This window comes from Nostocoides sp. (genome assembly GCF_035343835.1).
GTDB classification, from domain to species: Bacteria; Actinomycetota; Actinomycetes; order Actinomycetales; family Dermatophilaceae; genus Nostocoides_A; species Nostocoides_A vanveenii.
Genome location: NZ_DAOQZV010000098.1, coordinates 1 through 11180, shown reverse-complemented (window position 1 = coordinate 11180; position 11180 = coordinate 1). Strand labels below are relative to the sequence as shown.

General features: G+C 70.2%; 12 protein-coding genes. 7 read left to right on the top strand and 5 right to left on the bottom strand.

Annotated elements, in window-relative coordinates; all coding sequences use genetic code 11:
* The 3 genes from PKH97_RS08720 to PKH97_RS08710 form a co-directional block, all read right to left on the bottom strand.
* On the bottom strand, window positions 1-768 hold a 768-nt coding region (locus PKH97_RS08720), incomplete at its 3' end, for a biotin/lipoyl-containing protein (RefSeq protein WP_324387018.1).
* 98 nt (window positions 769-866) lie between these two features.
* Window positions 867-2237, bottom strand: coding sequence for a dihydrolipoyl dehydrogenase (gene lpdA, locus PKH97_RS08715; RefSeq protein WP_324387017.1), 1371 nt, complete (start codon window positions 2235-2237; stop codon window positions 867-869).
* Window positions 2234-3802, bottom strand: a complete 1569-nt coding sequence (locus tag PKH97_RS08710; protein WP_324387016.1) for a leucyl aminopeptidase — start codon at window positions 3800-3802, stop codon at window positions 2234-2236. The genes lpdA and PKH97_RS08710 overlap by 4 nt, the downstream gene beginning before the upstream one ends.
* Before the next feature lie 38 nt (window positions 3803-3840).
* On the opposite strand from PKH97_RS08710, the gene gcvT reads away from it, so the two are divergent.
* Both gcvT and PKH97_RS08700 read left to right on the top strand, forming a co-directional pair.
* The gene (gene gcvT, locus PKH97_RS08705) at window positions 3841-4950 is read left to right on the top strand and encodes a glycine cleavage system aminomethyltransferase GcvT (RefSeq protein ID WP_324387015.1); all 1110 of its coding nucleotides are present in this window, start codon (window positions 3841-3843) and stop codon (window positions 4948-4950) included.
* 145 nt (window positions 4951-5095) lie between these two features.
* The gene (locus tag PKH97_RS08700) at window positions 5096-5275 is read left to right on the top strand and encodes a hypothetical protein (RefSeq protein ID WP_324387014.1); all 180 of its coding nucleotides are present in this window, start codon (window positions 5096-5098) and stop codon (window positions 5273-5275) included.
* Here PKH97_RS08700 and PKH97_RS08695 read toward each other — a convergent pair.
* A complete protein-coding gene (locus PKH97_RS08695; RefSeq protein WP_324387013.1) occupies window positions 5245-5463 on the bottom strand; it encodes a hypothetical protein in 219 nt (72 codons plus the stop codon). The genes PKH97_RS08700 and PKH97_RS08695 overlap by 31 nt on opposite strands.
* A gap of 12 nt (window positions 5464-5475) precedes the next feature.
* The gene (locus tag PKH97_RS08690) at window positions 5476-6054 is read right to left on the bottom strand and encodes a DUF3043 domain-containing protein (protein WP_324387012.1); all 579 of its coding nucleotides are present in this window, start codon (window positions 6052-6054) and stop codon (window positions 5476-5478) included.
* A 33-nt stretch (window positions 6055-6087) separates the two neighbouring features.
* Here PKH97_RS08690 and PKH97_RS08685 point away from each other — a divergent pair, with 33 nt between their 5' ends.
* From PKH97_RS08685 to PKH97_RS08665, 5 genes are all read left to right on the top strand, one after another.
* On the top strand, window positions 6088-7440 hold the full coding sequence (locus PKH97_RS08685) for a dipeptidase (RefSeq protein ID WP_324387011.1): 1353 nt from the start codon (window positions 6088-6090) through the stop codon (window positions 7438-7440).
* Between the two features lie 23 nt (window positions 7441-7463).
* Window positions 7464-8654 carry a quinolinate synthase NadA gene (gene nadA / locus PKH97_RS08680; RefSeq protein WP_324387010.1) on the top strand — a complete coding sequence of 397 codons (1191 nt, stop codon included), beginning with the start codon at window positions 7464-7466 and terminating at the stop codon, window positions 8652-8654.
* A gap of 64 nt (window positions 8655-8718) precedes the next feature.
* Complete coding sequence (locus tag PKH97_RS08675) at window positions 8719-9888, top strand: glycerate kinase (protein WP_324387009.1); 1170 nt, start codon at window positions 8719-8721, stop codon at window positions 9886-9888.
* Between the two features lie 116 nt (window positions 9889-10004).
* The gene (erpA, locus tag PKH97_RS08670; RefSeq protein WP_324387008.1) at window positions 10005-10361 is read left to right on the top strand and encodes an iron-sulfur cluster insertion protein ErpA; all 357 of its coding nucleotides are present in this window, start codon (window positions 10005-10007) and stop codon (window positions 10359-10361) included.
* A gap of 241 nt (window positions 10362-10602) precedes the next feature.
* Window positions 10603-11175 carry a hypothetical protein gene (locus PKH97_RS08665; RefSeq protein WP_324387007.1) on the top strand — a complete coding sequence of 191 codons (573 nt, stop codon included), beginning with the start codon at window positions 10603-10605 and terminating at the stop codon, window positions 11173-11175.
* Window positions 11176-11180: the final 5 nt, after the last annotated feature.

Below are 11180 nucleotides of genomic sequence, written 5' to 3'. Positions count from 1 at the left end.
GGGCTCGGGAGCCTTGGCCGGCTCTGGCTTGGCAGCAGCAGCCGGTGCTGCCTCCGGGGCGGCAGCCGGGGCCTCGGCCACGGCTGTGCCGCCGATGATCGCCAGGTCCGCGCCGACGGCGACCGTCTCGTCCTCGGGGACGAGGATCTTGGTCAGGGTGCCGGCGGCTGGGGAGGGAATCTCGGTGTCGACCTTGTCGGTGGAGACCTCCAACAACGGCTCGTCGACGGCGACCTCATCGCCTTCCGTCTTCAGCCAGCGCGTCACGGTGCCTTCGGTGACGGATTCACCGAGCGCGGGCATGGTCACGGTCGTGCCGCCCTCGACGGAACCACCACCCGAGCCGGCAGCCGGGGCCGGGACTTCGGAGTCGACCGGCGCCTCGGTCGACGGTGCCTCCGGCGCCTGCTCGGCGGGAGCCTCGGCTTGGGCGGGGGCCTCGGAGTCGACGGGGGCCTCGGTCGACGGTGCCTCTGGCGCCTGCTCGGCCGGCGCCTGCTCGGCCGGCGCTTCGGCAGCCGGTGCATCCGACCCGTCTCCGATCACGGCCAAATCGGCTCCCACCGCGACCGTCTCGTCCTCCTGGACCAGGATCTCGGTCAGCGTGCCGGCTACTGGCGATGGGATCTCGGTGTCGACCTTGTCGGTCGAGACCTCCAGCAGCGGCTCGTCGACTGCCACCTGGTCACCCACGGACTTCAGCCACCTGGTCACGGTGCCCTCGGTGACGGATTCGCCGAGCGCCGGCATGGTGACGCGTTCAGACATGGGGTCGATCTCCTCTGAGAAAAAAGTCGGTTCGGTCACATATGGAGTTTCAGATAGTCACACTCTCACGCATTCCATGCCGTTGTGCCAGAGGCCGTTCAGGCATGCGCGTGCAGTGGCTTCCCGGCCAAGGCTAGGTGAGCCTCGCCCAGCGCTTCGTTCTGGGTCGGGTGAGCGTGGATCAGAGCGGCGACGTCCTCGGCATGCGCCTCCCAGCCGACGATCAGCTGCGCCTCGCCGATCTGCTCGCCGACCCGCGATCCGAGCAGGTGCACACCCACCACCGGGCCGCCCTTCGCCCGGATCAGCTTGACAAAACCCCGCGTCCCGAGAATCTGGCTCTTGCCATTGCCGGCGAGGTTGTACTCGACCACGTCGACCTCGCCATAACGCTCGCGCGCCGCTGCTTCGGTGAGCCCGACAGAAGCCACCTCCGGCTCGCAATAGGTCACCCGCGGTATGCCGCTCTCCACGATCGGGGCCGGCTGCAACCCCGCGATCTCCTCGGCCACCAGGATCCCCTGGGCGAAGCCGCGGTGGGCGAGTTGGAGACCGGGCACCAGGTCACCCACGGCATACACGCGCGGGACGCGGGTGCGGCATACGGAATCGGTGAGGACGTAGCCGCGATCGGTCTCGACGTCGAGATTCTCGATCCCGGGCACCGGGGCAGGTCCGCGTCCGACAGCCACGAGGACCAGGTCAGCGCTCAGCGGCTCGCCCTCGGCGAACGTCACCGTGACGCCGTCGGCGTCCTCGCTCACCCCGGTCACCGGCGCGTTGAGGCGGGTGGCGATGCCGCGCTGCCGGAAGGCGCGCTGCAGGCCGTCCGACAGGGCGGGATCCTCCGCGGCCACCAGCCGCGGCAGCGCCTCGACCACCGTCACCTGCGCCCCAAAGGAGGCGAAGACCGATGCGAACTCGACCCCGATCACCCCGCCACCGAGCACCACCACGCGCTCGGGGACCGTCGTCAGCGCCAGCGCCCCGTCGCTGGTGACCACCCGCTCGGACAACGCGATTCCGGGCAGGACTTTGGGGACCGAACCGGTCGCCAGCACCAGATGGCGCCCGCGGATCACCCGGTCGCCGACCGCGACGCTGGAGGCGTCCACGACGCGCCCCTCGCCCGCCACGACCTCGATGCCACGGCCCTTGACCAGCCCGGTCAGCCCCTTGAAGAGCCGGTCCACGACCCCTTGCCGGTATGCCGCGACGCGCCCGAGGTCGATGCTCGGCTCCCCGAGATCCACCCCGATCGCCGCGGCATGGCGGGCGGTGTCGGCAACCTCGGCGGCGTGCAGCATCGCCTTGGTCGGGATGCACCCGACGTGCAGGCAGGTCCCACCGAGCTTGTCGCGCTCGACGAGCACGACGGACAGACCGAGTTGAGCGGCGCGCAGGGCGCAGGCATACCCGCCACTGCCGGCCCCGAGGATGACGACATCGGCATCGATATCGGGGCTCACTTCGCGGCCCAGCCGGCGGCGAGCGCGACGAGGGTGGCCACGGCATACCCGGTGCCGCCCTTGACGACGTGGCCGAACGGCGCATCGGTCAAATAGGCCGGGCCGGCGATGTCGAGGTGTGCCCAGGGGATCTCGGCGCCGTCGGCATCCTTGGCGAACTCGCGCAGGAAGAGGCCGGCGGTCAGCGCGCCGCCGTACTGGTCGCCCTTGTGTTGCAGGTCGGCGATCGGGCTCTCCAGCTTGGCGCGCAGATCGTCGGGCAGGGGGAGGGGCCACATCGGCTCGCCGGCCTCGTCGGCGCTGGCGAGCACCCGGGCACCGAAATCGTCGTCATTGCTCATCAACCCCGCGACCTTGTTGCCCAGTGCGATCATGCAGGCGCCGGTCAAGGTGGCGACGTCGACGAGCGCGTCGGGCTTTTTCTCGCCGGCCAGGGCGAGGCCGTCGGCCAGCACCATCCGGCCCTCGGCGTCGGTGTCGATGATCTCCACGGTCGTGCCGCTGCGCATCGTGACGATGTCGCCGGGGCGTTGGGCGTTGCCGCCGGGCATGTTCTCGGCGAGGCACAGGTAGCCGCTGACGGCGACCGGCAGGCCCATCTCCGCGGCGGCGATGACGCTCGCGGCGACCGCTGCGGCTCCGGCCATATCGCACTTCATCGTCAGCATCGAGGCCGGCGGCTTCAGGCAGACGCCGCCGGTATCGAAGGTGATGCCCTTGCCGATATAGGCCAGGCTCCCAGCCGCCTTGCCGCGCGGCTTGTAGTGCAGTTCCATGATCCGCGGCGGTCGCGAGGAACCCTGGCCGACGCCGACGATGCCGCCGCACCCGAGGCCGGCCAATTGCTCCTCGTCGTGGACGACGATCTGGATCCGGGCCTTCGCCTTCGACGCGCCGACGCGCGCCGTCACGCTATCGACGAAGGACTGCGGATAGAGCAGATTGGGCGGGCAGTTGACCAGATCCCGTGCGTATGCCGTTGCAGCAGCGAGGGTCTCGGCTCGCGTAACCGTGTCCTTGGCGTCTTTGTCGCCGGCGTCGGCGGCGTGCACGAGGATTTTCGCGACCTTGCCGGGGTCGGCCGCTTGGGCGCGGCCACGCTTCGGCTTGGCACTGGATTCGGGCTTGGCGGACTTCTGCGCGGTGTAGGCATAGCTGCCCAGCAGGGCGCCCTCGATCGCCGCGGCCAGGCGTGCCGCGTCGCCCGTGGGCAGCGCCATCAGGACGGTGTCGGCAGATGTGACTGCGCGCAGGGCCGCGCCCGCGCCGGCTCGGATCGTGTCGGGGGAGACGGTGCTGCCCTCGCGCTTGTGTTTGGGCGCGAGGCCCGTGAGCACGACCTTGCGCGCGTTGACGCCCGGCACGAGGGCGACGGTGTGCACGTCGTCGAGGCGTCCGGAGGCCTCCAACGCACCGAGGACATCGGTCAGGTGCGTTGCCGCCTTGCGGGGCAGGCGGTGACCGGCGGCAAGCGCGGCTCCGGTCTCGTCGGGGACGACGCCGAGGACAAGGACATCGGCGTCCACGGTGGCGATGGGCTGATCGGTCAACAGGCACGAAGTCACCCCGGCAGGGTATCCGCCGCACCGAGTAGCGTCCTGCCATGAGCACCGAGTCATTGCTGACCTCGCCCCTGCACGATCGCCACGTCGCCCTCGGCGCGAAGATGGCCGACTTCGGCGGCTGGCTGATGCCGATCGAATACCCCGCGGGCGGCGTGATCGCCGAGCACACCGCGGTGCGGGAGCGGGTCGGGATGTTCGACGTCTCCCACCTCGGGAAGGCGCGGGTCAGCGGGCCGGGGGCCGCGGCATACGTCAATGCGTGCCTGACCAACGATCTCGGGCGCATCCACCCGGGAAAGGCGCAGTACACGCTGTGCTGCAACGACTCCGGCGGCGTGGTCGACGACCTGATCGCCTATCTGCGCTCGGACGACGACGTCTTCCTGATCCCGAACGCGGCCAACACGGCCGCCGTCTGCGCGCTGCTGGAGGCGTCCGCGCCCGAGGGCATCACGGTGGAGAACCTGCACGAGAAGTACGGCGTGATCGCGGTGCAGGGGACCTTGAGCGATGAGGTGCTGGAATCGCTGGGAATGCCGACCGGGCACGACTACATGTCGTTCGTCGAGACCGAGTGGGAGGGGCTTCCGGTCATCGTCTGCCGCACGGGCTACACGGGGGAGCGCGGCTACGAACTGGTGCCGATGTGGGAGAACGCCGGGCCGCTGTGGGACACCCTCGCGGTCGCGATCGCCGAACGTGGTGGGCTGCCGTGCGGTCTGGGCGCGCGCGACACCCTGCGCACCGAGATGGGCTACCCGCTGCACGGCAACGACCTCTCGCCGACGATCACCCCTGTCATGGCCGGATCGGCCTGGGCGGTGGGCTGGGACAAGCCGGCCTTCTGGGGGCGCGAGGCGCTGGTCGAGCAGCGGGCGGCGAAGTCGTCGCGCCTGATGCGTGGCCTGCTCGTCACCGGCCGCGGTATCCCCCGCTCGCACTGCGCGGTGCTGGACGCCTCGGGTGCGCAGGTGGGTGAGGTGACGTCCGGGACGTTCTCGCCAACCCTGAAGCAGGGCATCGCGCTCGCGCTCCTGGATCGCTCGGTCGCCATGGGCGACGAGGTCGCGATCGACGTTCGCGGCCGTGGCGTGGCCGCCACGGTCACCAAGCCGCCCTTCGTGGAGGTCCAGGTCCGCGAGGCCTGACCCCTTTACCCCCGTCGAGTGGCCGGTTCAGCCCCGTCGAGTGGCCGGTGAACCGGCCACTCGACGGGGCTCGACTCTGGGCAATGCTGGGCGATGGTCTTCCTCATCTCGCCGGTGGACCTCCCTCGCGACGCTCGCAATCGGGATGGCGAGCATCGGGTATGAGCACCTGAGCCTGTCGAATCCGATGGCCCCGGCGTTCAGCCGCCTGTCCGATGTGGTGGTTGGCGCGGCATACGGGATCGCGCTGGGTGCCTTCGCCGTGCGCCCCGCGGCGTGGCGCCGGCCCCGAACTCAGGCCGGCGTGAGCGGCATCGGGCCGTAGACCACGTCCTCGAAGTGCACCAGGCTCACGGCCGCCGCGCCGGCGTCGGCGAACTCTTCCCAGGATTCGGCGAACCACGCCTCCGCGTCAGCTTGCGTCGGAAAGAACCCCGCCGGTATGCCGTCACTCACCACCGCACCCGCCGAATCGAAAGCGACCCAGCGATAGTCACCCAACCCCGCACTCATCCGGTCCTCCGATCAGTGCGGGTACTCGCCGCGGCCGACCTGCGGGCGCGGCATCCGGGTGGGACGCATCTGCATCATCCGCATCGCCATATACGAGCCAAGGCCCTTGACGGCGACGTCCTCGCCGAACTTCGCTCGCAACTGCTTCTTCAGGCGGCGCCAGGCGAGCACGCCGTCGACGACCGCCACGATGACGAGGACGTAGACGAACAAGAAGATGTAGAAGCCCCAGTTCTTGTTCACGAACTGCGCGACCAGGACCAAGATCATGAAGGGCAGCAAGAACTCCGCGACATTCCATCGGGCGTCGACGGTGTCGCGGACGAAGCGGCGCACTGGGCCCTTGTCGCGATTGGGCAGGTGGCGGTCGTCTCCGGTGATCATCGCTTGCCGCATCTGCCCGCTCGCCTGCGAGCGCCGGGCCCGGTCGGCCGCCTTGGCCGCCTTGCGGTCGGTCACCACCAGCGGCTGTTTGCGGGCCGCCTCCTGGTCGCGCCGCTTGGGCGTCGGGCGGTTCTTCGCCCCGGGGCGAGCCTCGTGGACCGGGCTCGCTTCGACGGGGGCGGCGGCTTTGTCCTTGCGTCCGAACACGGCGCAAGGATACGTGCTGGCTAGAGTCGGCCCGTGACCGTGACACCCCTGACCATCGACGAACTCCGCCACCGGGTCCACACCCTGATGCCCCAGGTGCGCACCGACTTAGAGGCCCTGACGCGGATCCCGAGCGTCTCGCTCGATGCCTTCGATCAGGGCGAGGTCGAGCGGAGCGCGTCGGCGACCGCGGCACTGTTCGAGGCAGAAGGCTTCGATGTCGAGATCTCGCGCGAGGGCGGCCGCCCGGCGGTCATCGCCCGCAAGACCGGGCCCGCCGGCGCGCCCACCGTCTTGCTGTATGCCCATCACGACGTCCAGCCGCCCGGTCCGGACGAGCTGTGGACCAGCCCGCCCTTCGTCCCGACCGAGCGCGACGGCCGGCTCTATGGCCGCGGCGCCGCCGACGACAAGGCCGGGATCATGGCCCATCTGGCGGCGGTCCGCGCTCACGGCGATGCGCTGCCCGTCAATCTCGTCGTCTTCGTCGAGGGGGAGGAGGAGATTGGCTCCGAGTCGCTCCCGGCCACCCTCGCAGCGCACGGCGAGAAGCTGCGGGCCGATGCCATCGTGCTGGCCGACTCCACCAACTGGGCGATCGGCGAGCCCGCTCTCACTGTCACCCTGCGCGGCCTGATCCGCGTGGTCGTCACCGTCTCGACGCTCGCCCACGGCGTCCACTCCGGCATGTTCGGCGGCGCTGTCCCCGACGCCATCACCGCGCTAGTCCGCCTGCTCGCGACCCTGCACGAGGACGACGGCGAGATCGCCGTGGCCGGCCTGGTCACGGGGACCGCCAGTGACCTGCCGTATGACGAGGCCCGCCTCCGCGCCGAATCCGGCCTTCTCGACGGGGTTGCCATCATTGGGCGCGGCCCGCTGCTGGACCGGATCTGGGCCAAGCCGTCCATCACGACGATCGGCATCGACGCCCCCACGGTGGCCACGGCGTCGAACACCCTGGTCGCCTCGGCGAGCGCCAAGATCTCGATGCGGATCGCGCCGGCGCAGGATCCGGCCGCTGCCTACGACGCCCTGCGGGCCCATGTGCTAGAGCACGCGCCGTGGGGCTCCCAGGTGGAGATGCACCTGGACGACTCCGGCGAAGGCTTCGCCGCCGACGCGCAGGGCCCCATCTACGACGCGGCCCGGGCGGCCTTCGCCGACGCGTGGGGGCACCCGCCCGTCGACATCGGTGTCGGCGGGTCGATCCCCTTCGTCGCGGCCTTCGCCGAACGCTTCCCCGACGCGGCGCTGCTCGTCACGGGCGTGGAGGACCCGGACTCCCGCGCTCATGGGGCCGATGAGAGCCTGCATCTCGGGGAGTTCGAGAAGGTCTGCGTTGCCGAAGCGGCCTTGCTCGCCCGCATCGGCACCCTGGTCTGACGAAGCCGCCTATCCTTCGGCGTATGACTGCACCGCTGCCCCTGTTGGTCCTGGGCAAAGGCCGCGACCTGCACACCGAACGCGGGGTCGAGTGCCCGGGCGAGCTGCCGGCCGCATCCGACCCGGGTCTGGTGGAGCGGGCCCGGGCGGCCAAGATGGCGCTCGGCGACCAGGTCTTCGTCCTCGGACACCACTACCAGCGCGACGAGGTCATCGAGTTCGCGGACACCACGGGAGACAGCTTCAAGCTGGCCCGGGAGGCTGCGGCCCGCCCGGACGCGCCCTACATCGTCTTCTGCGGCGTGCACTTCATGGCCGAGTCGGCCGACATCCTGACCAGCGATCAGCAGACGGTGATCCTGCCCGACCTCGCCGCAGGCTGCTCGATGGCCGATATGGCGGCCATCGCGCAGGTCGAGGACGCCTGGCTCGACCTGCAGGACGCGGGCGTCGCCGATGTCACCGTCCCGGTGACGTATATGAACTCCTCCGCCGCGATCAAGGCCTTCACCGGCCGGCACGGCGGCACGATCTGCACCTCCTCCAATGCCAAGACCGCGCTGAGCTGGGCCTTCGGCGAGCGCGGCGACGGTCAGGTCGCGGGCGGCACCGGCAAGGTGCTCTTTCTGCCCGACCAGCATCTGGGCCGCAACACCTATGTCCGCGACCTCGGCGGCCGGCTCGATGAGTGCGTCGTCTTCGACCCGCATCGCCCGATGGGTGGCCTGACCCGCGAGCAACTGCGCGACGCCCGGATGATCCTGTGGCGCGGCCACTGCTCGGTGCACGGCCGCTTCAGTGTCGAGGCCGTCGAAGCGGCCCGCCGCGAGATCCCGGACGTGTTGGTGATCGTGCACCCCGAGTGCCGCCATGAAGTTGTCGAACTCGCCGACGAGGTCGGCTCGACCGAAAAGATCATCAAGACCATCGCCGCCGCGCCGGCCGGGACCTCCTGGGTGGTGGGCACCGAGCTCAACCTGGTGCGCCGCCTGGCGCAGCAGTTCCCCGAGCAACGGATCGCCTTCCTGGAGAAGAACGTCTGCTACTGCTCGACAATGAACCGGATCGACCTGCCGCACCTGGTCTGGGCCCTGGAGTCGCTGGTGGAGGGCCGCGTCGTCAACCCGATCCACGTCGACCCGGTCGTCGCGGGCCACGCCCGCACCGCCCTGGACCAGATGCTGGCCCTGCCTGGCGAGACGCACAAAGACTGATGCCAAGCCCCGCGGTGACGACACGCCGTATGCCGCCCGCGTCCCTCGGCTCTAGGCTGCCGGAGTGCACGTCGTCATCGCGCCGGACTGCTTTACGGGCACCCTCACAGCCACCCAGGCGGCCGAGGCGATCGCCGACGGCTGGGCGCAGACCGCCCCGCACTGCGTCCTGACGCGCCTCCCCCTCTCCGACGGTGGGCCCGGCTTCCTCGATGTCCTCGCGGCCCAACTCGACGGGGAGATGATCGCCGCCACGGTCGCGGACCCGCTCGGTCGACCGGTGCCCGCGAACGTCCTGGTCGTGGACGCGGGGGGCGAGCGAACGGCATACGTCGAGTCCGCGCAAGCGGCCGGCCTGCACCTGCTCGGCGCCGGCGAACGCAACCCCGCAATCACTAGCACGTACGGCGTGGGGCAGCTCCTGCTCGCCGCGCGCGCCACGGGGGCGCGCCGGATCGTCGTCGGTCTCGGCGGCAGCGGCACCAATGACGGTGGAGCGGGGATGCTCGCCGCGCTCGGCGCCGGCTCGATCGAGGACCTCGGCCGTGGCGGCCTTCCGTTGGCGGATCTCGGTCCGGATGCCCTTGGCGCCCTGACGAGCACCATCGCCGAGTGGTCCGATATCGACCTGCTCGCCGCCACCGATGTCGACAGTCCGCTGCTCGGGCTGCAAGGCACGAGCGCCGTCTTCGGTCCGCAGAAGGGCGCATCGCCCCAGCTCGCGCAGGACCTCGAATCCGCCTTGGGCCATTTCGCCGACCGCGTCCGCCGTCACCTGCCCGGCCGCCTCGACCTGCTCACTGGCAAACCGCTGCGGCTCGATCGCGAGCCGGGCGCGGGAGCGGCGGGTGGGCTGGCATACGGGCTGCTCATCCTCGGCGCGCGGCGCGTCAGCGGCGTCGACCTCGTGCTTGCTGCTGTCGACTTCGCCGCCCTTGCAGCGGCGGCCGACCTGGTGGTCACGGGGGAGGGGTGTTTCGACTGGCAGAGCCTGCGCGGCAAGGTGGTCGCCGGCGTCGCCGAGTGCGCCTTGGCCGCAGCCACACCCACGATCGTGATCGCCGGGCAGGCGCTCGTCGGCCGCCGCGAGAGCATGGGTATCGGCCTGAGCGGCGTGTATGCCGTGGCCGGCACCCCCGCCCAGGAGGAGGCGGCGATGACCGATCCGGTGGGCACGCTGCGCGCCCGGGCTGCCCGGGTGGCCGCGACGTGGTCGCCGCCGCCGCGGCCCTGATCTGACGCCTCGGCGCGTATCCTGCTAGGACACGCGGGAACATTCGGCGCCCCGGATGCTGTTTGCATCGGCAGAAGGACGTCGATCCACCGAACACACAGCGAAGGACCCCACTCATGACCGTTCAGGACGAGACGACCACGACCACCCACGGCGTGGTCCTGACCGATGTCGCCGCCGACAAGGTCAAGTCCCTGCTGGAGCAGGAAGGCCGCGACGACCTGCGCCTGCGCGTCGGCGTCCAGCCCGGCGGCTGCTCCGGGCTGATCTACCAGCTCTACTTCGACGAGCGCACCCTCGACGGTGACCTCGTGCGCGACTACGGCGGTGTCGAGGTCGTCGTCGACCGGATGAGCGCTCCCTATCTCGAGGGCGCGACGATCGACTTCGCCGACACGATCGAGAAGCAGGGTTTCACCATCGACAACCCCAACGCCGGCAGTTCTTGCGCCTGCGGCGACAGCTTCAGCTGACCAAACCCGCGAACCGCCCGGCCCTCACCAACGAGGTCCGGGCGGTTCGTCGTTCCGGGCCCTTAGGCCCGCTGACCAGCACGGACGCGCCCCCGAGGCGCGGCTGAGGCTAGGCTCAGCTCAGTTGAAAGGTCAAGAACGACGCCTATAGTCGATATTGCTGGACACCACGCCGGCCCGGGGCTCACCCAAAGGGCCCAACACCGCAGGGCTCTCCCCGGAAACCACAGGGAGAACCCCCGTGCGCAGCACACTCGACAAGCTCATCTCCTACCTCGGCCTCGCCTTGGCCGGGCTGCTGCTGGTCGGCGGCGGCCTGTTGCTCTGGGGCGCGAACTTCACCAACAGCAATGTCCACGATCAGCTCAAGCAGCAGGACATCACCATGCCGTCCGGCCCGGCCATCGAGGACCCGCTGATCAAGCCCTATCTCGAGCAGTACGCCGGCCAGGAGATGACCACGGGCGATCAGGCCCGCGCCTTCGCCGAGCACTACATCAAGGTTCACATGGACAAGTCGTCCGGCGGCCGCACCTATGAGGATGTCTCCGGCGAGTTCATCACCCTGAGCAAGGACAAGAACGCCGACCAGACCAAGCTCGCCGAGCTCGGCCAGCTGCGCCAGAGCCTCTTCATGGGCAACACCCTGCGTGGCCTGCTGCTCAACGCCTACGCCTTCGGCACGATGGCCAAGATCATGACGTATGCCGCCGTCGCCGCCTTCGTGGGCGCCGCCGCCATGGCCCTGCTCGCCCTGCTCGGGCTGCAGCACGCGAAGAAGGTCGCCAACGCCGCGCCGGCCCGCGCCGCCTGAGCCAG